Raw genomic sequence first — 22,788 nt, 5'->3', positions numbered from 1 at the left:
GGGAGGGTTCTTTTATGCAAGTACAGACGCAGTTATCTTGGTCGGAGCGAATAGCGGAGATGATTTGCCAGCAATGCGATGGTGATGGCTATCATGTGTTTCCTTCGGAACGGTGGGCATATGTTCAGGGAATGACGTTAATGGCAATGGCACGCACTGGTAAGCAATACGGCAAGGACGAGTATGTTTCTTTTATGAAAAGACATATGGATCTGTATGTTCAGGAGGATGGTTCCATCGGAACGTATTCCCTGGAAGAGTACAACCTGGATCAGATCAATCAGGGCAAGAACCTGTTCGAACTGCTGGAAACTACCGGGGATCAGCGATACGCTGAAGCTGCACATCTGCTCGCAGCCCAGCTCGCAGGACAGCCCCGAACGTCGGAGGGCGGATTCTGGCACAAAAAAATCTATCCCTTCCAGATGTGGCTGGATGGATTGTATATGTCGTCGCCATTCCTGGCGCAATATGCCAAGATGTTTGATCGGCCTGATCTGTGGGATGAAGTGGCTCATCAGATTTTGCTGATTGAACGCAAGACGCGTGACCCGCGCACGGGTCTGCTCTATCATGGCTGGGATGAATCGAAGGAGCAGATCTGGGCCGACTCCGTAACCGGATGCTCCGCACACTTCTGGAGCCGGGCGATGGGCTGGTATGCGATGGCGATCGTGGATAGTCTGGAGCACTTCCCGATCCATCATCCGAAACGGGGCACAATCATTGGCATCTTCGAGCGTATGTGTCATGCTTTGGTACGTGTACAGGAGCAGGAGAGCGGACTCTGGTTCCAGGTGCTGGATCAGGGATTCCGCAAGGGCAATTATCTGGAAGCTTCCGGTTCAAGCATGTTTGTGTACGCCATGGCGAAGGGAGTCCGCCTGCGTTACCTAGAGCCTCTTTTCAGGCAGGTTGCAGAGAAGGGATGGCAGGGACTGACATCCCGATTGATGGAGGAAACGGAGAAAGGCGTGAAGCTGAACGCGATCTGTCACGGAGCAGGACTCAGTCTGGATCGGGATGGTTCGTACAGTTATTATGTCGGCGAGCAGATTGTGAGTGACTCGTTCATGGGTGTGGCACCGCTCCTGCTGGCTGCGCTGGAAATGGAGCGATTGCCATGAACAAACCTCTGTCATGCGGGTCAGATATGGATCTGTACAGGAATGGTTACCTGGTTGCTGCGGACGGAAGCGGCGATTTTCCCACCATTCAGGCTGCCATTGATGCGATTCCGGCCGACTGTACTGAAAAGTATACGATTCGCATAAAGCCAGGCACCTATGTTGAAAAACTGCACATCGAGAAGCCGAGGGTTCACCTCGTCGGTGCAGGAGCTGATCAGACCATCATCACATATGATGATTATGCGCTCAAAAAGTTCCCGAACGGGGAGTTGTATCATACCTTTCATTCGTACACAGCCTTTATCGGGGCAGATGACTTCACCGCTGAAGGACTTTCCTTCATCAACTCGGCTGGGCCTGGCCGTGAGGTCGGTCAGGCGTTGGCTGTCTACGTGGATGGGGATCGGGCGGCCTTTCGGCATTGCCGATTTATAGGTCACCAGGACACGATCTTTACCGGACCGCTGCCCGAGCAGCCCATTGACCGGAGTTTCTTCGGGGGGCCGCGTGACGGGGCAGAGCGGCGGAAGCTGCGCCAATATTATGAGGACTGTTTCATTGAGGGCGATGTGGATTTTATTTTTGGCTCGGCTACGGCTGTGTTTCAGGGCTGTGAGATTTTTGCGAAGAATCGCTTGAGCGATGCTGCTGCTGCAGAGGGAGATGTGAATGGCTGGATCACGGCTGCTTCCACACCAGAGGATGCACGTTATGGCTATGTGTTTATCGATTGTGACCTGACCAGCAACGCCCCCGCTCAGTCCGTATATCTGGGCAGACCGTGGCGAAATCATGCCAAAGTCTGCTTCCTGAACTGCTGGATGGGGGCGCATGTGAAGCAGGAGGGCTGGCATAATTGGAACAAGACCGATGCGGAAGCAACAGTTGCGTACGTTGAATATCATAGTGCCGGACCTGGGGCGGGAAGTGTGATGGGGAGAGTTCCGTGGGCGAAAATACTCAGTGAGCAGGAAGCGGCTGAATACGCTGTACCTGTTATTTTATCCGGTGAGGATGGGTGGCAACCCTTTGAAGGCCTGCTGTCATTTGAACTTGCTTCCTCGAAGTTAAAATAAACGTGGTAATACATCCGTTACATTAAAAATAAAGGCTGTCTATCAAGTCTCTTAACGACTTGGTAGACGGCCTTTTTGTGCGGTATATTACATTTTTCGCCCCCCATAGAAATAATTTATCCCTTATCTCAATTGCATTTTACTGATTAAATACAGGGTGAGGATCTGTAAATTCCCTGTAAAATTTGGATGGTGTCTGCAAAAAGAGAAAGCGAGAGGGAAGGTCCATTTTTGATAAGGGAAGGGAGTGAAGCGACGCTCATTGTCAGACGGCTTTATAAGCTCTAAGATTGCGGATCACATGTAAGCGCACCAGTGAAGCATTGTTTGCAAGGTGAAAATAACCTGAATACAGGAGGGATTTTGCTTGAATCAAGCTGTTCGATTCCGCCCGGTCATTACATTCGCTTTGGCATTTCTTCTGATTATTACGTGGTTTGCACCAAGAGCAGACGCCGCTGCCCAGTGGCAGGCAGGCACCGCATACAAACAAGGAGATCTAGTAACTTATTTAAATAAAGATTATGAATGTATTCAGCCCCATACGGCTTTGACCGGATGGGAGCCCTCAAATGTACCTGCATTGTGGAAATACGTCGGGGAAGGTACTGGAGGGGGTACCCCAACTCCGGATACGACACCACCCTCCGTTCCTGCAGGTTTAACCTCATCCCTCGTCACAGAGACATCAGTCAATCTTACCTGGAACGCATCCACGGACAATGTGGGCGTAACCGGATATGAAGTGTACCGGAACGGTACTCTCGTGGCGAACACTTCAACGACTACGGCTGTAGTCACAGGACTGACAGCTGGCACCACATATGTTTTTACAGTGAAAGCAAAAGATGCGGCAGGCAATCTGTCCGCTGCAAGCACCTCTCTCAGCGTTACCACTTCCACCGGATCTTCGAATCCTGGGCCTAGCGGCAGCAAATGGCTGATCGGCTACTGGCACAACTTCGACAATGGCTCTACCAATATTAAACTGCGCAACGTGTCAACAGCCTATGACGTTATTAATGTCTCCTTTGCCGAGCCGATTTCACCCGGCAGCGGAACGCTCGCTTTTACTCCGTATAACGCTACGGTAGAAGAGTTCAAGTCGGACATTGCATACCTTCAAAGCCAAGGGAAGAAGGTACTGATTTCCATGGGGGGAGCCAATGGCACGATTGAGCTCACCGATGCGACCAAGAGACAACAGTTCGAGAATTCCCTCAAATCCATTATTTCGACTTACGGATTCAATGGTCTCGACATCGATCTTGAAGGAAGCTCCCTGTCTTTAAATGCGGGTGATACCGACTTTCGCAGTCCAACGACTCCGAAGATCGTTAACCTGATTAACGGCGTGAAAGCGCTTAAATCACACTTTGGTGCCAATTTTGTTCTGACCGCTGCACCGGAAACGGCCTACGTACAGGGCGGATATCTGAACTATGGTGGTCCTTGGGGGGCGTATCTTCCAGTGATTCATGCCTTGCGCAATGACCTGACCCTACTTCATGTGCAGCACTATAACACCGGTTCGATGGTGGGGCTGGATGGACGTTCTTACGCTCAAGGGACAGCCGATTTTCATGTCGCCATGGCCGAAATGCTGCTTCAAGGGTTTAACGTAGGCGGAAGCTCAGGTCCATTCTTTAGTCCTCTCCGCCCGGATCAGATTGCGATTGGCGTACCAGCTTCCCAGCAGGCGGCTGGAGGCGGCTATACGGCACCAGCCGAGCTGCAAAAGGCATTGAACTATCTGATCAAAGGAGTATCATACGGCGGTTCCTATACCTTGCGCCAGCCTGCGGGCTATGCCGGTCTCAAGGGCATTATGACCTGGTCAATCAACTGGGACGCGTATACGAATAACCAGTTCTCGAACGCACATCGTCCATTCCTGAATGGACTTAGCACGCAAAAGACAGAGGAGGTTGTGTATTAAATGATCCATTTAAATAAACACACTGCTTTTAAGAAGACTGCAAAGTTTTTCCTTGGTCTGTCCCTGCTCTTATCCGTCATTGTTCCTTCCTTCGCGCTCCAACCTGCCACGGCCGAAGCAGCAGATTCTTATAAAATCGTTGGTTACTATCCGTCCTGGGCTGCGTACGGCAGAAACTATAATGTAGCCGATATCGATCCCACCAAAGTGACACATATCAACTATGCGTTTGCTGATATTTGCTGGAACGGCATTCATGGAAATCCGGACCCTTCGGGCCCCAATCCTGTAACCTGGACATGTCAGAATGAAAAAAGTCAAACGATCAATGTCCCGAACGGAACGATCGTGCTCGGCGATCCATGGATCGATACGGGCAAGACATTTGCAGGGGATACGTGGGATCAGCCCATTGCAGGCAATATCAATCAGCTTAACAAGCTGAAACAAACCAATCCAAACCTGAAGACCATCATCTCCGTCGGAGGATGGACGTGGTCCAACCGTTTCTCTGATGTAGCCGCCACTGCTGCAACCCGAGAGGTCTTTGCGAATTCCGCCGTCGATTTCCTGCGGAAGTACAATTTTGACGGGGTAGATCTGGATTGGGAGTACCCGGTCTCAGGCGGACTTGACGGTAACAGCAAACGTCCTGAAGATAAGCAAAACTACACCCTTCTCTTGAGCAAAATCCGTGAAAAGCTGGATGCAGCAGGAGCTGTGGACGGCAAGAAGTATTTGCTTACGATTGCAAGCGGTGCGTCTGCGACCTATGCTGCCAATACGGAGCTTGCAAAAATTGCTGCCATCGTCGACTGGATTAACATTATGACATACGATTTTAACGGGGCTTGGCAAAAGATCAGCGCACATAATGCGCCATTGAACTATGATCCTGCGGCTTCCGCCGCTGGCGTGCCAGATGCCAATACATTTAATGTGGCAGCCGGGGCACAAGGGCATCTGGATGCAGGTGTACCGGCCGCTAAACTCGTGCTTGGTGTTCCATTCTACGGTCGTGGCTGGGATGGATGCGCACAAGCAGGCAACGGACAGTATCAGACGTGCACGGGTGGTTCTTCCGTTGGAACATGGGAAGCAGGCTCTTTTGATTTCTACGATCTGGAAGCCAATTACATCAACAAAAACGGGTATACGCGTTACTGGAATGACACAGCCAAAGTGCCATATCTCTATAATGCGTCCAACAAGCGCTTTATCAGCTATGACGATGCGGAGTCCGTTGGATATAAAACGGCTTATCTCAAGAGCAAAGGACTCGGCGGAGCGATGTTCTGGGAGCTCAGCGGTGACCGTAACAAAACACTCCAAAACAAACTGAAAGCCGATCTGCCTACTGGAGGTACAGTGCCACCAGTAGATACGACGGCACCAAGCGTACCCGGGAATGCTCGTTCGACAGGTGTGACGGCAAACTCTGTGACGCTGGCTTGGAATGCTTCAACGGATAATGTAGGCGTTACCGGTTATAACGTCTATAATGGCGCTAATCTTGCGACATCCGTCACCGGAACGACAGCAACGATCAGTGGACTTACAGCGGGGACTTCATATACTTTCACGGTAAAAGCAAAAGATGCGGCAGGCAATCTGTCTGCGGCCAGTAATGCTGTAACTGTAAGCACAACGGCTCAGCCGGGAGGCGATACGCAAGCGCCAACTGCACCGACGAACCTGGCGTCGACGGCGCAAACCACATCCAGCATAACGCTGAGCTGGACAGCATCCACTGACAATGTGGGTGTAACGGGGTATGACGTGTACAACGGAACGACACTGGCAACAACGGTAACCGGAACGACGGCAACGATCAGCGGGCTTGCGGCGGATACCTCGTATACATTTACGGTAAAAGCAAAGGATGCGGCAGGCAATGTGTCTGCAGCGAGCAACGCGTTAAGCATGAAGACGGCCGCTGAAACGACGAATCCTGGCGTATCGGCTTGGCAGGCCAACACAGCTTATACTGCGGGACAACTGGTCACATATAACGGCAAGACGTATAAATGTTTGCAGCCCCACACGTCCTTGACAGGGTGGGAGCCATCCAACGTTCCTGCCTTGTGGCAGCTTCAATAGTTAAAAATTAAAATACAACATTTTTAATTGAAATGTGCAGTGCTGGCGAGCTTAGTTAGTGGAAAGAGAATATGACACATGGATTGTTTCTCGGCGCTAAACAGAAGAAAATAAGAAAAAGGGAAGACCAAAAAACCACCGGCTCTTGATCCGGTGGTTTTTGGCTATGGTATGTCAAAGCAGGCTCCAAAAGCATCTACCCTACTTATTTTATCTGGAAATTTGCACTTACATAATTTGAATCTTCTGTCCGGATCAGGTCCAACGCGAACATCTTCGTTCGGGCGCTAATGCGATCCATCTCATCATTGGACAATTCGAAATCAAAAATGGAAGAGTTCTAGACGATACGTTTTTCCTTGGTAGACTTCGGAATGGTGATGAAGCTGAATAAAATGTTACGTAATGTTCAACAAAGAAATACATTTTTTAAACTTATTGGATAAATGGATTGGTATAATGTTAGGAAAATTTGTATATGAAAGCGGGAGTTTACAATTAAGAAATATACTTTGTTATTAGCGTCATCGGTATTGCTGTTTAGTGGGCTCCTCGCCTGTAATAATCAAAAAGACAGTGGTGCGACTACACCCGGCAAAAATACCAATCAAGAAACCACCAATAATTCTTCTATACCAGAACAAAATTCTTCGGGTGATATATCTAGTGTATTTCCCAAGTCGGATCTCACGGATTCAATTACCATTGATTCAGTTAATGAAGACCAATCAATTCAGGCAGAACAACAAACGGAGAAGGGAACCCTGCTTATGGTTTCCGATGGTAAGGAAGAAAGAGGACATTTAAACGTTTCTAGTACGCAGGGACAAGAGGGAGATCAGACCTTCCAGAGTAATTATTCTATTGTCTACAGACACGAAGATCAGGATAAAGTTTTATTGGAACTACCGGCATATTTATTTGTTCAGCCATCTGACAAAACATTAACCTTTGAAAGGGTGAGTTTTGAAGATGCTGATGTTTATATCCTCACCCCACAATACCAAACAGGGCATGGATTGGAAGGTTATTTATTCGCGGTCACCAAACAAAGTGGAGATGCATTCCTATTAGAGATCGTTAAAGAGGGCCAAGTTTCTGAGAAACTTCTGTATTCTGAATCCGAACCTTTGCCAAGTGTCGAAAATGACGGTTTAGTTGTTCATCCGCCCGTTGGAGCGGGTACCTCTAAAGAAGACGCAAAAGACGCTCTTTATAAACTCGATTTGAGCAAGAAGCAATTAATTTCTGAATAAAGGAATCTTTCACTATAAAGTGGAAAAGTTTTTTTCTTGATATTTTTGGCGAGAACGCAGCCTGACCGGACTGAATTGAACGGTAAGCAATTAATCTAGACGTTGCAAGATTGGTTTTCTTTCTTGTAGACCTTCGTTTCTGCTGGGTATCCGAAGTCGCCCCTCTCGCTCGTGGGTGGAGCGCTAACGAATCTGAAACGTCTAATTCAGGGATTTGAAGCGCCTGCAGAAGGCTAAGAAATCGGAGACACGTTATTTCGGAATTTAAGGTCGTGTTTAGCATTTTTATAGGGTGTTTTAGAAAAATAACGTGTCGGGTGTTCCTTACGATTGAAAAAGAGGGCTTTGGCTCTAAATAAGACGGCCTGTGTTCCTTAGAAAATGAGCACGTATGGTTACATCCCCACAGCCCTCTTGCCCAAATGCTTCCACATAAAAGTCGACACCAGATGGCACTAAATTAGGCTTGTGAACATATCCCTTGTACCGTTAAGGGCAGCCAAGGTTCTTCGCGGTTCAGGTCTAAGAGCGAGACAGTTGATCGACAGCAAAAAAATGAACTGGAGGTACACTTTTTGAAAAAAATCAGTATTGTCTCAATGGTGGGAGCTATTTTGTTATCTGGATGTGGGGCAAATAATCAGTCTTCAAGTTCTGCAAATACATATGAAGCCGCTTCTGGATTAAATGCTACACCACCAGCTACATCGACTCTCAATACACTAATATCCGAGACTTCAGATCAGAAAATAGCTATTTATGGTGTTCGGGATAAAACACAAAAAGATATATTTTCATCTTTCGATGTAGAACTAAACGGGGAATTGAAAACATTCAATTGGAGCAATGTAACCAATCCTTCCTTTTATCCTCAAATATCGGTCGTTGATTTAGATGCAGATGGGGAAGATGAAATTGTCATTATTCTGACCAAAGGCACAGGGACTGGAGTACATGATTCGGAAGTGCATGTGCTTCAATCAGATTTTACAGAAATACTGGTATCGGACCCGAGAAAATTTGTTCTCAGTCATATTAAAGTTGATCTAAAAACACATAAGGAGATTCGACAGTATACAGTTTCCGTTGATGGTCAGGAGCACTCCTTTGAGTTCAGCGAGAGCGATTCCAACGATTGGTTTAAACAACCTATGGTTCAGAATATATTGAGATTTGAGATACAGGATAACCAGCTTATTGCGGAGTTACCAATTCAGATTTCAACAAGTCATTATTTAGGGGATGCGATCGTTAGATATGCATTTGTTAATGGGAAATGGGAGCCTTCTAAAATAGAAATGGCAAAAGGTTATTCAAGCTGATGGGGTACCTTAGGAACGAAGGGATTACTGAAGCCAAAAAGAAGGAAAACCTTCAACTTCGCATATAGCGAAGATTGGAGGTTTTCCTTCTTTTTTTACCTGTATAGGCATTAGTTAGCTTATTTAGTTATCTTTCAAATTAGAAATCAAAGTTGTCCGGGTCAGGTCCTACGCGAACATCTTCGTTCAGGGCGCTAATACGCTCCATATCATCAGTGGACAATTCAAAGTCGAAGATGGAAGAGTTCTCAACGATACGTTTCTCCTTGGTAGACTTCGGAATCGTGATAACACCGTTCTGCAAGTCCCAGCGGAGGATGATTTGTGCTACCGATTTACCTTTCGCAGTGGCAATCTCGGTCAGGACTGGGTTGTCCAGAAGTTGACCCTGCATCAGCGGGGACCAAGCTTCCAATTGAATTCCGTTTTTCTCACAGAATGCTTTAAGCGGGGCCTGAGTCAGACGAGGGTGGTACTCCACCTGATTGATCACTGGTTTCACTTCGGCATCCTCCATCAGATCTTCAAGGTGATGAATCTGGAAGTTACTTACGCCAATGGCTTTAATGCGGCCTGCTTTGTACAGCTCCTCCATCGCTTTCCATGCCCCTTTGTACTTGCCTGCTTTTGGCCAGTGAATCAAATACAGGTCCAGGTATTCCAGTCCAAGTTTGTTCAGCGTTGTCTCATATGCCGCAAGCGTTTCTTCATATCCGAGATCTGCGTTCCACACTTTGGATGTAATGAACAGATCTTCACGTTTCAGATTATTTTCCTTCAAAGCCTCTGCGATCGCTTGGCCTACTCCGGATTCGTTGCCATATATAGCGGCTGTATCAATACTGCGGTACCCGTGAGCAATAGCCTGTTTAACGGCCTCAATTAATTCTGCTCCTTCTTCTACCTTAAATACGCCCAGTCCGAACCAAGGCATATGAACGCCATTATTTAAAGCTACTGTAGATTGTAAATGTTTTGCTGTCATGTGAAGTCCTCCTCATATTATGAATCAAAATAATAGGTAGTTGTACAACGATAAATCCTAGTATCCTTCATTAAGTCATAGTAGATTAAATTCGAATTAACGTATTATACTAGATTGAAATATTAGGCGAAACCGGTTCCGAGTTGTGGCTTCAATGCTGGAAAGACCCATGTTTAGCCTGATGCTCTGACTGAACCTGTTTTATGTCTCTGATGGAGAGTAGGGATCTTTACGATCCAGCGCTCTTGCCCAGCCAGTCAGAAGCACAGCAGCCAGAACCATAATTGCACCAACCCATGTGGTATGAATCAGACCGATGGAGTCCGTAATTACACCGCCTAAATATGCACCAATTGCGATACCTGCGTTAAAGGCTGCGATGTTAAAGGCGGAGGCGACGTCTTTGGCCTGTGGAGCATAACGTTCTGCGAGCGTCACGACGTACATCTGAAGCCCTGGCACATTCATGAAGGCAAGCAGGCCCATGCCGAGTATGGTGAGTAATGCTGCCAGCTTAAAGGGAACTGTGAAATACAGTATGCCCAGAATGACGGTCTGAATGATAAACATATAGAAGAGTGCTCGGAGCGGATTGCGGTTGGCCGCTTTCCCTCCAATAATATTACCGATAGCAATGGCGATCCCGTACAGCAGCAGAATTCCCGCGACCGTTTTCTCGGAATATCCGCTGATATCGTGCAATAGTGGGGACAGGTAAGTGAACACCACAAACGTTCCCCCATATCCCACAGCTGTAATGGCAAAAGCCAGCAGCAACCGTCCGCCTGTGACCAGCTTCAGTTGTTCACGGAATGCAGTTCGCGTTCCGCGCTGCAACGTGGATGGCACGAGAAGCATGTTGCCGATAAAGGCCACAACACCTACGACAACGATAAGAATGAAAGCCGCGCGCCAGCCCAAGTTTTGACCGATGAGGGTACCCAGGGGTACACCGGTGACTGTCGCAATGGTCAGGCCAGAGAACATGATGGCAATGGCGCTCGCCCGACGGTTTGCAGGAACCAGGTCTGCCGCAATGGTAGAACCAATGGACATGAATACGCCGTGTGCCAGAGCGGAGATGATTCGTGCTATGAGCAGCATGGTAATTCCACTTGAGAGCGCCGCCATGGTGTTACCAGCGATAAAAACAACCATAATGGCAAGCAGCAGCGTCTTGCGTGACACCGTTGACGTCAATGAGGTCAGTATCGGTGCCCCGAAGGTTACGCCTAATGCATATAAAGTAACGGTCAGTCCCGCTGTCGTTACGGAAATGCCCAGGTCATCTGCAATAAGGGGCAGCAGACCAACGCTGATAAATTCAGTGGTGCCGATGGCAAACGCACTGATTGCCAGCGCCAGCAATGCCCAGGTACTGCGTTTTGAATCATGTAACATGTCTTGTTCAACTCCCCAGAATGTAGATTTACGTACCGGCAAATGCTATTATGAGTTATTCGACATAAAATGAATAGTACGTACTTTTTAGTACCCTACGTACTTTTTAGTGCCTATATAGCCATTGCTTTTATGAATAACAATCCCAGGGAGGACATGCAGCATGATCAGAAAGAAATATAATATTTCAGTTGAAGCGACGCTTGAAGTCATCGGCGGCAAGTGGAAATGTGTCATTCTCTGCCATCTGACACACGGGAAGAAACGGACGAGTGATCTCAAGCGTATTATGCCCGCAATTACGCAGAAAATGTTAACCCAGCAGCTAAGGGAGCTTGAAGATGACGGGATCGTGAACCGCATTGTGTATAATCAGGTACCTCCCAAGGTGGAGTACGAACTGAGTGAATATGGCCGAAGTTTGGAACCGATCCTGAATGCCCTATGTAACTGGGGAGATCAGCACATTATTAAGGAATACGGAGACAAATCCTCAGTCTTGGAGGATAATGGGTTAAACGACTTTAACACGGACAACAAGGAGCTGATGAAGCCATGAACTATGAAATTCTATACGATGGTGCATTTGCGATGCTTAAGGTGCAGTTGCAACGGGGAGAACGGTTCAAGGCAGAAAGTGGGGCCATGGTATCCATGACACCAACCGTTGAATTGAAGGGCTCTGCTGAAGGCGGCATGTTTGCCGGATTCGGACGAATGATCAGCGGCGAGAAATTCTTTTTTCAGGAATTGACGGCTGCAGGGGGATCTGCGGAGATTCTGTTGTCACCCTCCAGCATGGGGGATGTGGAGGCGATTGAACTGGATGGTTCCTATTCGCTCTACGTACAGAAAGATGGATTCCTGGCCGGAACGGAAGGCATCCAGGTGAATACCAAAATGCAAAACCTGAAGAAAGGTCTCTTCTCGGGAGAGGGATTCTTTATTATAGAGATCAGTGGTCGAGGAACGGTGTTTCTATCATCCTATGGTGCAATCCATGCGATCCATCTGGCTGCGGGTGAAGAAGTGATCGTGGATAATGCCCACTTGGTTGCATGGCCCAATTATATGGATTATCGCATTGAGAAAGCTTCACAAGGCTGGTTATCCAGCGTGACCAGTGGAGAAGGATTAGTATGCCGATTCCGTGGTGAAGGGACAGTCCTGATTCAGAGCCGTAATCCGCATGGATTTGGTCAATGGGTCAAGCAATTTATTCCTTCACGCTAATGTTTCCCTGAAAATGTACAACGTTGAAACGCATGCGTTCCGACAAGCGTTATAAGATAAGATGAAGCTCAAGGTGTAATGATGGAGGTATATGAGATGGAAAGCTCACGGTATAAAAATGCTCAGGAAAGTCCGGGATATCTGCTATGGCAGGTAACTACGATGTGGCAAAGGGAAATACGGAGGGTGCTCGAACCTCTGGAATTAACACAACCCCAATTTGTATTATTGCATGCTTGTGTGTGGCTCAATGAACGCGATACAGAGGGTAAGGGAGTAACCCAGGTCCAGCTTGCGCAATTTGCCAATGTGGATGTTAACGTTACTTCTCAAGTGCTCCGTGCTCTTGAAAAGAGAGAGCTAATAACTCGCAAGCGTCATCTTACCGATACCCGTGCGAATATTATTACAACAACGCCGGAAGGAACCCGCTTGGCCCTTGAAGGTATTCATCTAGTTGAAACTGCGGACAAGGTGTTCTTTGATGTGTTAAGTGATCGTAAGGACGAATACATGGAAATCATGCAGGAATTTATTCGATATAAAACAGATGTTTAATTCAATAAAAAGATTTTTTCTATGCTTTATTAGACTACAGTGTGTAGTGAAGTTATACCTCCCGGACTTTTTAGCCGGGAGGTTATTTCTGTTGCTTCAATCAATCCGATAAGTCGCAAATGGCTTACCATGGCGGAAAGAGTCGCTAAGTTGGTCGAGCTCGGCAATCATATCATTGGTTAGTTTCATGTCCAGGCTAGCCAGATTATGCTCCAGCTGTTCCGTACTTGTTGCCCCAACGATAACTGTCGAAACAGCAGGGCGTTCCAGCAGCCATGCAAGCGACAGGACGCTTGGGGAGCAGCCATACGCCGATGCCTTTTCACTGACCTGCTCACCCAGTTGAATGTTGTGTTCAAGGAGGAAACGATTGAAGGCCGGATCGGTATCCGCTCTGGAACCGGAAGGTACGCCAGCTTCGCCATTGTATTTGCCTGTCAGAATGCCACCAGCCAGCGGGAAATACGGGATGATGCCGACACCTTGATCAAGGCACATCGGCACGAGTTCAAGTTCAGGTGTGCGATCAGCCAGAGAGTAGCTGGTTTGGGTCGAGATATAACGTACATATTCTTTCAGCTCGCTGGTACCAAGAGCTTTCATCAGCTCCCAGGCTGCATAGTTGGAAGCTCCGATATAGCGGACTTTGCCGGAAGTGACCATATCGTCTAATGTGCGCAGCGTCTCATCCAGCGGTGTGTGCGGATCAAAGGTATGGATCTGATACAGATCCACATAGTCCGTTTGCAGACGCCGCAGGCTATGTTCAAGCTCTTGCTGCAAATGATAGCGGGATGAACCGCGCCCATTGGGACCCTCATGCCGGGGAAGTCCGGCTTTGGTAGCAAGCACAGCGTTTTCCCGTCTGCCTGCCAGGGCTTGTCCGATAATCCGTTCCGATTCTGTTCTGGCGTAGATGTTGGCGGTATCGATAAAATTAATTCCCTGATCCAGTGCCGCATGAATAATGCGGATAGAAGTCGGCTCGTCCGCCCGTTTACCAAAGGCATTGGTGCCGAGTCCAAGTGCGGAAACCCGCAGACCGCTATTCCCCAAACGTCGATATTCCATCGTTCATCGCTCCTTCTCTGTCATTTCTTGTATAGCAGATTATAACGTAATCTATTGAAAACGTGTTATTAATATAGTTAAATGATTCTAAGACCGTTATTAAAGGAGATATGATGGAGAACAATGCTGCACATTTAACCCGACGGAAGCCGAAGAAGCCGAAGAAGAGATGGAAGAAGCCTCTAATTATCATCCTGAGCACACTCATTGTGCTGGGAGGAGTCGGATTTATCTATCAAAAACAACTCGTCCTGCTGGCATTTAACCTGTTTGCCTCGGGTACTGTAAAGGAAGCCCTTGATGAATCCTTCAAGCCGGTTGGCGATAAGGATGCACCCGTTGTAGAACATACCGATCCATTCTCGCTGTTGCTGCTAGGGATTGACCAACGGGATAACGAACCTAGTCGTTCGGATACGATCATCTATTCTGTCGTTCGTCCGGAAGAAAATAAAGTGTTGCTGCTGTCGATTCCGCGTGACTCCTATACCGATATTATCGGCCGGGATGTGAAATCGAAGATTAATTCTGCGTATGCGCATGGTGAAGCCAAGATGGCGATGGATACCGTAGAACATCTGTTGGAAAACAAAGTCGATTTCTATGCCGCAATTAATTTTAACGGACTCAAGGATATTGTTGATGCGGTTGGCGGTGTTGAATTGCCAATTAAGAAAAATATTGAGAACAAATTGAAAACGCATGAGAAGCTGTTTGTTGAAGCCAACAAACCGATCTACAGCGGAGAGGAAGCGCTGGGCTATGTACGTTACCGGGAAGATTCCGATTTCAATCGGACGATGCGGCACCGTCTTTTTCTAAGTGCCTTCATGAATCGTGCGCTTGAGGTCAAAAATCTCACCAAGATCCCGGACGTTATCCAGATCGCTGGATCGAATTTTACAACCAACATGAACTCGGATTTCATTATGAAATTTGCCGAGTCTCTATATATGAAAGACAACGCACCAACAATCAGCAATTACATGCTGAAGGGTGAGGGCGCAACGCGTAGCGGCACATGGTACTATGATTTGTCAGAGAGTGATCTGCAATATGTGCGAACCCTGCTTGCCAACTGGCTGGACCCGGATACCACCGAAATTATGGAGCCGGAGACGGCGGATACGAAAGATCCGGCGTAAGTATCCGAGGCTCAGTAAGATGACCGGAAGTTGTATACGTGTGCAGAATGACTATATCAATGAATGAGAGTCCTGGGAGCTGATGCTTCCCGGGCTTTTTGTTATGTAAGCATTTTGTATAAATCCCATAACGACTTCCAATCCACAGAGAACGGTAAATGATTCTATTCCTTAAACCCCATTTTATGGCATACATATAGTAAAATATAGGGAATGAATTCAACATCAACCAACGGAGGAAGCTCATGAAAGAGTTCAAGGATCGGCTTCACCAGGTTCAGGAGCAGCAGAAGCAGCTGGTAAAGGAGTACAATGCCCTGCTTCAGGAGTATCAATCAGATGATCTGATCGTGCAGAATGAACAACTGCGTGCGCAATATGAAGCGCATCAACTCAAGCTGCAACAGCTTGAAGTACGCACACGCAAAATGGAAGAAGAGAATGCCCGTCTTCGCATGGCTCTGTCCGAACAGATGCTGGATGAGAAATTGAATCTCATTCGTGTATCCCAGGAGAAGATGGAGACGTATTTCCGAGGAAAGACGAGTGTACATAATGATCGGCTCGCAGCGCATGAACATCGCACCAAAGTGAATTTAAATGCGATATTCAACAGGGCTTCAGAGGAACTTCAGGGCGACGCCAATGAGATGAAGGAGAGAATTGCTTATCTGGCTGCTGAGGTGCAGGAACGAATTGAGGCGCATAGACAGACCTTGTGGGAGAGAGAAGAGGCGCTACGTGGCCAGTTGCAACAAGGATATGAGCATATGGCGGAGGAAGGTTTAAGCGAAGAGACCATTCAGCGGCGCATTCGCCAGAACCGGATGGAGATGAAAATTGGCCTAAGCTGGATCAATAAGGTCGCCATCCTGCTCATTATTCTTGGCGTTGGAGCGGCGTTTCGCTACTCATACGCGACCTGGTTCAACGATGAGATGAAAGGCGGCGCTTTTTTCCTGCTTGGTGTGCTCATGCTTGCCGGGGGTGAATGGCTGTTCCGGCGCAAACGTCAAACGTTCGCGATGGGACTGCTGGGAGGCGGGATTTCCGTGCTGTTTGGCTCGATCTTCTACAGTTACTTTTTACTGCATATGATCGGGTTATATACGGGACTTGCCTTGTCGATATTGGTTTCGGCCTTATCCGTGCTGTTATCGTTGAGGTATCAGTCCAGGACCATCTGCTCACTTGGTTTGGTTGGAGGGTATCTACCGTTAATCTCCTATATGGCCTATTTCGGTCTTCAAGGTTCGGCTGTGTATGTTGCCATGATCTATCTGTTGCTCTTAAACGGAATTATTGTATTAATTTCATTTGGCAAACGGTGGCCGATTGTGCATTATATCAGTTTTTTGTTCAACACACCGTCCATGCTCATCCTGTTATGGCTCTCACCAAGTGAGAAGATCGGCATGTTGTATTCCATTGTGACATTTGCATTATATCTCGGCATCACCCTGGCGTACCCCTTCAAACATCGGGTGAAGTTGACCTGGTTGGACTTCGCACTGCTGGCCATGAATACGAGCATCAGCTGTCTGATGTTGTATGTATTGTTCGATGCAGCGGGCTGGAATGACGCACAGGGCTTGCTTGCTCTGATTTTTGCTCTGGTCTATTTCGGGCTCGCCCGTTTTATCCAGCAGAGGATGCCTCAGGAAAAGCAGACCCTTCTATTGTTCTACGTGACTTCCCTGACCTTTGCCATTCTGATTATACCGTTCCAGTTTGGTGCGAAGTGGCTGTCTATGGGCTGGCTGATCGAAGGAGTTCTGCTGGTTACGCTCGGACATCTCAAGCGGTTCAAGTTGGTGGAACTTGCCGGATGGGGAATCGTGCTTCTGTGCATGTTTACCTTTGTGTACTATGACGTGCTGGTGCTGTTCATCATGGGGGAGCAATCCTATTTCATGTTAAAATACTCCTGCATCACGCTTGGTGCGCTGCTTATTACGCTCTATTATGCCTTGGATCGGAAGGGCTCCCTATCCGGGGAGAAATATCATTATAGCCAGACAGAGCTTGGCTTTTTGAATGCGTTCAAGTACGTCACACTCGCCAATCTGTGGTTATATGTGCTGTATGAATCGAATGAATTGTATATGAAAGCCGTCGATGACTCATTCCTGTTATACCTGTTCTACAAATGGCTGATGTTCGCTGCGCTGACTATTGCCATGGCCTATGGATTGGGTAAAGTGAGGCTTTTGCGTGATCGGATCGTGCAGGGTTATATCGTCTTCCTGCATGCGGTGGGCTGTTGTATTGCACTGGCAGTAACGTTATCCATGCCGGCACTTCAGCCGGATGTTCAGCAGCACACAGCGGCTGAAGTCGTAGGTTTACTCGTATTAATCATCTTTAATGTGGGCGTGTTCTTTGCAGGAAGGGATCTGCTGATCACGGCAATCCGCGGGCAGTTCAAGAGCGTTGAATGGTATCCGGTGATTGCAGGGGTCTATCTGCTGGGTGTCATCACCGTGTTCATGACGGTCCAGTTCCAATGGGGAGATGTAGGGCTGATGTTCAGCCTAATCTATCTGCTGCTTGCTATCCTGTACATTGCCTATGGGTTCCGCAGAAAATATGTAATGATTCGGCGCCTAGGTCTGGGACTGACGTTGTTTTCCACCGGGAAAATGGTGTTCTATGATGTGGGATTGCTTACATCCGGTAGCAAGATCATTGCCTATTTCAGCTTTGGCGTACTGCTGCTTGGAATTTCTTATCTGTATCAGAAGGTGTCGAGCCGGATGGAGGAAATTCAGGCTAGAGAGGCCGAGCAGTCTAATGAATCTGATCTGCCGGAGGATGAAAAGAACCAATTTTAGGATAGTTGATACAGCATTCACAATCTTTGGGGAGGGATATAACATGGGATTTGATCTGAGTATCATGTTATGGCAATTATTATGGATTGCTGGCCCTGTAGCGCTCATTGTCTATGGGTGGAGGAAACTTGGTATCAGGAAAAAGCGGCGCTAAGGGCATAGAATGCCGTTGCAACATCGCTTTTGACAAAATTTCATTATCGGATGCACTGATCGGTATCCATATGTAAAAATACATTAAAATGAGGCTCTTGAGCGCTGGTTTTTAGCGTCCAGGGGCCTTATTCTGATGAATGGATTATGATCTGATCCTCAGTCAGGATGGCATGACCCAGCATAAGATGACATTCGTGAAACGTTTTTTCTGTTGATCACGTTATAATAGAGTATACTTACCGCTGGGTATTCAGTTGCAACCATGAAGTTTCGGTTGTGGTTGTACCTTTCAGTGATTCTCCGCGATCATCATTGATGCGGGAGAGCACCGTTAAGGTAATGGACAGGGTGAAGGCGAGCAGCACATATATGAAAATGTTTTTTTTGTTCATGATGAGGGACCTCTCTTGTTGATTGGGCTAAGGTATGCATACGACCGTTATGAGAAAAAAGGCACAACGTCTGGTATAGTAGAGAAAAGCATATGACGATGCCTGTATACACTATATAAATTGTTATGGATGCAAACAATGGAACAAATCTGATGAATTTATCATTATTTATGAACGAAAGCGCTCATAGAGATAGAGTGATATTTTGAAGGTGGGAGAATAACATGCGGGAGACGGCAAAAATCGTCATTCGTACGCCAGGGCAGGAAAGTGACGGTTCGTTTGCTTATGTCAGCCAGGGGCGTTCCATTACAGTGGGGCGTTATACGGGTGGAGATGAATTGGACTTGTCTGTCTACAATCAGTTGATATCGAAGCGGCATTGCCGCATTCATTATGATGCTCAGTATCAGCTGTGGATTGAGGACTTGGATAGTAAAAATGGAACGGAATTGAACGGGCAGCGCCTCGTTCCTTATGAGAAATACCCGTTTGCCGAAGGAGACAGCCTGACGCTGGTCAACGGTTTGATTCAGCTTCGCGTAGAAGGGGATCTCGAAGAAACGAGAGAATATCGGATATCTGACCTGCTGGGCGAGGGTGTGCGTTTGCAGGATCACCTGCAAACCGTGCAGATTGGAGAAGTGGAGATTCCACTGTCCAAGAAGGAGTACCAACTGTTCAAGCTGCTGTACAGCCAGTTGGATCACTTTGTGACACGGGAGCAGATTGTCGGCCAGGTGTGGCCGGAGCGAAGCATGCTGGAGAGTGAGCCGGTGGGCATTGACGAGATTAACTCGCTGATCTACCGGACGAATCGCAAGCTGGGCGTACATTTTACAATCAAGTCGGTGTACAAAAAGGGCGTTTACATGAAGTCCCATGTGCCGGATTGAATGAATTGAACGAGTTACGCTATGGATTGGGATGAAGCCTAAATAGAATAAGAAGAAGGAAGCTTCTGCCGGGTTTTTTTGGACCTGGGGAAGCTTCTTTTGTTATGATGAAGGTGCAAATACCGCCTCTTAATTAAACTCCAAAGGGTTGAGGTTATGTTCATAGTTCAACTACTACCATGGCTGATTGCTGTGGTGACACTTATATCTGTAATATCCATCGTGCTGGTCAGTTGGAAAAATGGAATCTCACCGATGCCGACTTCCGGCATCGTCAGGCAGACAGTCATTCAGGAGGTCAACCGCATTCCCGGTTACGGTGACGTTATTGAAGCAGGCTCCGGGTGGGGAACGCTGGCACTGGACGTGGTGAGGCAATGCCCAGGCAAAAGATTAACGGGTATTGAGAATTCAATTGTTCCCTTATGGACCTCCCAACTGATTGCTTTTTTAAGTGTCCGTTTCCGGCGAACGAAGGGGAAACGCCACTCTCTGGAGGGGCGGCTGCGATTCATCCGTGGCAACATCTATACCAGTTCATATGAACACGCAGATTGCGTCATCTGTTATTTATTCCCTGGAGCGATGAATCGGCTAGTCGACAAATTCAATCGGGAGCTGCCTCCGGGAGCGAAGGTGATTAGCGTCTGTTTTGCATTGCCAGGCAAGATACCGCTACGGACGATTACATGCCGGGATACGCTGCGTACCAAGGTGTATGTATATACGTTTTGAGCGCTAACGAACCTACAAAATCGGCCCAATCGACGAAATAACGTCACTGTGATTCGTTAGATTTCAGACCTGGGCAAATCGAATCGAATAGCGTGTACCAGGTGGTTCTTTAGAATAAACTAACAAAAACAAGGGGTGTCCTCCGTCATATTCATGACGTATGGGACATCCCTTGTTATTAAATCACCTTTATTTGTTGGCTCTTATGGCCTGAGTCTTCACTTACTTCGTGGTATCCGTAGTGCCCGTTGTACCTGTGGTATCGGTTGTTGTACCCGATTCTGTTCTGTTTCTACCGCCTCCGAATCCACCTTGGCCACGGCCTCCGCCTGGACCACCCATACCCGAGTTGGCAGTTGTAACACCAGATTCGTTCACCCAAGTTACATTGCTTGTGGATTGGAAGGCAACCACTTTGGTTCCGCCACTATACGTTCCGTCTGTATAGAGTCCATCCACTGCTTTACCAGTCGATGATCCGCCGGAGTAAATCACATAAGAACCGTCTTTTTTCAGATCCGGGGAGCTGACAACCACCGTTTGATAATCTTTTGCTGGAGCAAAGGTCAGAATGTTGTTTCCTTCGCTATCTTCCACATGTACCAGTGTTCCTGCTTTTTGCGTTTCAGGGAACGTCATGGCAATGGTATTTTGAGTCGATGCTTCAGATGTTGCCTGAGCCATGCCGGAGCTTCCCGCAGCGACCAGATATCCGCCGCTCAATTCGAAGTTGCCGTCATAGTCCAGTGCTCCGTTGCCATTATCTGTTGGACCGTTCACAATGACGGTTCCGTCTGTCATATAGATGGAGCCGTTCGAATCCAGTCCGTCGCCGCCTGCATTGACGGTGAGAGAGCCGCCGTTGATATGAAGCTCACTGTTGCTGGCAGATTCACCCGGCATACCACCTGGCCCACCGCCTTGTGGGCGAGTATTGCTATTCGTGTCTGTACTTTGATTGGACTGATCCGTAGTAGATGTTGTGCCAGTCGTCTCTGTAACAGAAGTGTTGGAGACTGCAGTTGTATCGGTATTGGCTGCTTTAGTACCGTCCTCTGCAGTGGCTGCCGCATTCGCATCAGCGTCAGTTGCAGTTATTTCTCCGGAAGCATTCACGCCATCATCTGATGCAGTCACATCCACATTCCCATCGTTCAAGGTGATGATTGCACCTTCAAGACCTTCATAGCTCTTGGCAATGGTGATCGTTCCACCGTTAATGGTGAGCGCCTGATCTGCATGAATCCCGTCATCCCCGGATTCAATGCTGAACTTGCCGTCATTGACGATTACATTGTTGTTGCTGTGCAGGGAATCATCCATGGAATTGATCGTATACGTACCGCCATTGACGGTAAGATCTGCTCCTGCTTTAAGTGCTTTGGCACTCGTTGTTTCTTCTTCTGCAGCCGTTGTGCTTGTGTCTGCATCTGCTATGGAATCAGTAGGTGCTGTTGCATTGGTAGAGCTGGATGGTGCTGCGCCTGCTGCGTTCGTTCCATTATTGCTCGGCATATCAGCAGGTGGTTCCCCATCCGGTGGTGTGCCCATATCGGTTGGAGGTGTACCGCCACCCCATCCGCCGCCACCGCCGCCAAATGGTCCTTCTTCTACTTTTTCTGGTGCATTGGCACTGCCGCCTCCGGTTACGATGTTAAATGTGCCGCCATCCGTAACCAATGCGGTTTCCGCTTGAATGCCGTCGCTGCCGCTCTGGATGTTGAATGTACCTCCAGCAATGGCCACGAAGCCTTTGGTCGTATCCGTATCGTTTGTAGATTTGATGCCGTCACCTTCTGAATCAATGGTAATGGTACCGGCTTGAATCGCCACCATATCTTTACCTTTGATGCCGTCATCGGCGGATTTGACGTTAATTGTGCCACTGACAATTTTCAGATCATCCTTGCTCGTAATACCTTCATTGTAGTTGCCTGTCACCGTCAGCTTGCCTGTACCATTGAACGTCAGGTCTGCCTTGCTGAAGATGGCTGCATCCGGCTCATCCGTTGTATCGTCGGCGTATACGTAAGTTTTGCCATCGGACACGGCATTCTCAGTTCCTTCTTCCAGCGTAATGATGGCTTTGCCCGCTTTCTGGATATAGATGGATGCACTGTCGCTGTCATTGATTGTGGCTCCGTTTAATACGAGATGTACGGTGCCCTTATCTGCAACATTGACCACAATCTGTCCGTCGGTCAGCTTGCCGCTAAGTACATAGGTACCCGCTGCGGAGATGGTTACCGATCCATTTGCTGCTTTTGCACCCGATCCTGTGATGGAAGCGGTCGTACCGTTCAGCTTAATCGTTGTGGAATCTGTTGCACTCCAGCTAACGTTGGTATCGTCTGCATCCATCGTGACCAGATCGGCATATTTCACCGAGGTTTGTTCACTGACGGATACGGTTTTGGTTGTCCCTGTCGTTGACACTGCGGCGTTTGCGGTACTGCTGGTTGCAGCCGGAGCGCTGCAAGCTGTAACCATTGCAGTAATCATTGCGACGGACCACAATTTGCTGCCAGTTATGATTTTCTTTTTCATAGTATATCGTTC

18 protein-coding genes are annotated in these 22,788 nt (G+C 47.8%); 13 read left to right on the top strand and 5 right to left on the bottom strand.

Translation table 11 applies throughout. From position 1 onward, the window contains the following. Positions 1-14 precede the first annotated feature (14 nt). The 6 genes from MKY42_RS31510 to MKY42_RS31485 all read left to right on the top strand — a co-directional run bounded on the left by MKY42_RS31510 (position 15) and on the right by MKY42_RS31485 (position 8,823). Positions 15-1,127 carry a glycoside hydrolase family 88 protein gene (locus tag MKY42_RS31510; RefSeq protein WP_339847434.1) on the top strand — a complete coding sequence of 371 codons (1,113 nt, stop codon included), beginning with the start codon at positions 15-17 and terminating at the stop codon, positions 1,125-1,127. Next, the gene (locus MKY42_RS31505) at positions 1,124-2,206 is read left to right on the top strand and encodes a pectinesterase family protein (protein ID WP_339847431.1); all 1,083 of its coding nucleotides are present in this window, start codon (positions 1,124-1,126) and stop codon (positions 2,204-2,206) included. The genes MKY42_RS31510 and MKY42_RS31505 overlap by 4 nt, the downstream gene beginning before the upstream one ends. 367 nt (positions 2,207-2,573) lie before the next feature. Beyond that, entirely contained in the window at positions 2,574-4,145 is a 1,572-nt protein-coding gene (locus tag MKY42_RS31500; RefSeq protein ID WP_339847428.1) for a glycosyl hydrolase family 18 protein, read from the top strand. Then, complete coding sequence (locus MKY42_RS31495; RefSeq protein WP_339847426.1) at positions 4,146-6,245, top strand: glycosyl hydrolase family 18 protein; 2,100 nt, start codon at positions 4,146-4,148, stop codon at positions 6,243-6,245. A gap of 512 nt (positions 6,246-6,757) precedes the next feature. Continuing rightward, the gene (locus MKY42_RS31490) at positions 6,758-7,501 is read left to right on the top strand and encodes a hypothetical protein (protein WP_339847423.1); all 744 of its coding nucleotides are present in this window, start codon (positions 6,758-6,760) and stop codon (positions 7,499-7,501) included. A gap of 575 nt (positions 7,502-8,076) precedes the next feature. Further along, positions 8,077-8,823: a hypothetical protein gene (locus MKY42_RS31485; protein WP_339847421.1), complete on the top strand. Its 747-nt coding sequence runs from the start codon at positions 8,077-8,079 to the stop codon at positions 8,821-8,823. 139 nt (positions 8,824-8,962) lie between these two features. On the opposite strand, the gene MKY42_RS31480 is transcribed toward MKY42_RS31485, so the two are convergent. Further along, positions 8,963-9,808 carry an aldo/keto reductase gene (locus MKY42_RS31480; protein ID WP_179262461.1) on the bottom strand — a complete coding sequence of 282 codons (846 nt, stop codon included), beginning with the start codon at positions 9,806-9,808 and terminating at the stop codon, positions 8,963-8,965. 201 nt (positions 9,809-10,009) lie between these two features. Further along, entirely contained in the window at positions 10,010-11,209 is a 1,200-nt protein-coding gene (locus MKY42_RS31475; RefSeq protein ID WP_090903049.1) for an MFS transporter, read from the bottom strand. Positions 11,210-11,372: 163 nt separating this feature from the next. On the opposite strand from MKY42_RS31475, the gene MKY42_RS31470 reads away from it, so the two are divergent. The 3 genes from MKY42_RS31470 to MKY42_RS31460 all read left to right on the top strand — a co-directional run bounded on the left by MKY42_RS31470 (position 11,373) and on the right by MKY42_RS31460 (position 13,000). After that, on the top strand, positions 11,373-11,768 hold the full coding sequence (locus tag MKY42_RS31470) for a winged helix-turn-helix transcriptional regulator (protein ID WP_024629739.1): 396 nt from the start codon (positions 11,373-11,375) through the stop codon (positions 11,766-11,768). Continuing rightward, positions 11,765-12,442 (top strand): TIGR00266 family protein, encoded by a 678-nt coding sequence (locus MKY42_RS31465; RefSeq protein WP_090903051.1) that lies wholly within the window; start codon positions 11,765-11,767, stop codon positions 12,440-12,442. The genes MKY42_RS31470 and MKY42_RS31465 overlap by 4 nt, the downstream gene beginning before the upstream one ends. A gap of 96 nt (positions 12,443-12,538) precedes the next feature. Beyond that, positions 12,539-13,000 (top strand): MarR family transcriptional regulator, encoded by a 462-nt coding sequence (locus MKY42_RS31460; protein ID WP_177185818.1) that lies wholly within the window; start codon positions 12,539-12,541, stop codon positions 12,998-13,000. A 96-nt stretch (positions 13,001-13,096) separates the two neighbouring features. Here MKY42_RS31460 and MKY42_RS31455 read toward each other — a convergent pair whose 3' ends face one another. Then, the gene (locus tag MKY42_RS31455; protein ID WP_339847411.1) at positions 13,097-14,071 is read right to left on the bottom strand and encodes an aldo/keto reductase; all 975 of its coding nucleotides are present in this window, start codon (positions 14,069-14,071) and stop codon (positions 13,097-13,099) included. A 110-nt stretch (positions 14,072-14,181) separates the two neighbouring features. Between MKY42_RS31455 and MKY42_RS31450 the strand changes: the two genes are divergently transcribed. After that, positions 14,182-15,216 (top strand): LCP family protein, encoded by a 1,035-nt coding sequence (locus tag MKY42_RS31450; protein WP_306459231.1) that lies wholly within the window; start codon positions 14,182-14,184, stop codon positions 15,214-15,216. Positions 15,217-15,461: 245 nt separating this feature from the next. Next, the gene (locus MKY42_RS31445; protein ID WP_179262469.1) at positions 15,462-18,050 is read left to right on the top strand and encodes a DUF2339 domain-containing protein; all 2,589 of its coding nucleotides are present in this window, start codon (positions 15,462-15,464) and stop codon (positions 18,048-18,050) included. Positions 18,051-18,442: 392 nt separating this feature from the next. Here the strand turns inward: MKY42_RS31445 and MKY42_RS31440 are convergent, their stop codons facing one another. Then, positions 18,443-18,598, bottom strand: a complete 156-nt coding sequence (locus MKY42_RS31440) for a hypothetical protein (RefSeq protein WP_177185819.1) — start codon at positions 18,596-18,598, stop codon at positions 18,443-18,445. 224 nt (positions 18,599-18,822) lie between these two features. Here MKY42_RS31440 and MKY42_RS31435 point away from each other — a divergent pair, with 224 nt between their 5' ends. Then, the gene (locus tag MKY42_RS31435) at positions 18,823-19,494 is read left to right on the top strand and encodes an FHA domain-containing protein (RefSeq protein ID WP_090903061.1); all 672 of its coding nucleotides are present in this window, start codon (positions 18,823-18,825) and stop codon (positions 19,492-19,494) included. A gap of 156 nt (positions 19,495-19,650) precedes the next feature. Beyond that, on the top strand, positions 19,651-20,229 hold the full coding sequence (locus tag MKY42_RS31430; RefSeq protein WP_090903063.1) for a class I SAM-dependent methyltransferase: 579 nt from the start codon (positions 19,651-19,653) through the stop codon (positions 20,227-20,229). 222 nt (positions 20,230-20,451) lie between these two features. Here MKY42_RS31430 and MKY42_RS31425 read toward each other — a convergent pair whose 3' ends face one another. After that, complete coding sequence (locus MKY42_RS31425) at positions 20,452-22,776, bottom strand: carbohydrate-binding domain-containing protein (RefSeq protein ID WP_339847403.1); 2,325 nt, start codon at positions 22,774-22,776, stop codon at positions 20,452-20,454. Between the last annotated feature and the right edge of the window lie 12 nt (positions 22,777-22,788).

The organism is Paenibacillus sp. FSL W7-1088 (assembly GCF_037969855.1).
Classification (GTDB): domain Bacteria; phylum Bacillota; class Bacilli; order Paenibacillales; family Paenibacillaceae; genus Paenibacillus.
The sequence above is the reverse complement of the archived record's forward strand: the minus strand, read 5'-3'. Positions and strand labels throughout refer to the sequence as shown.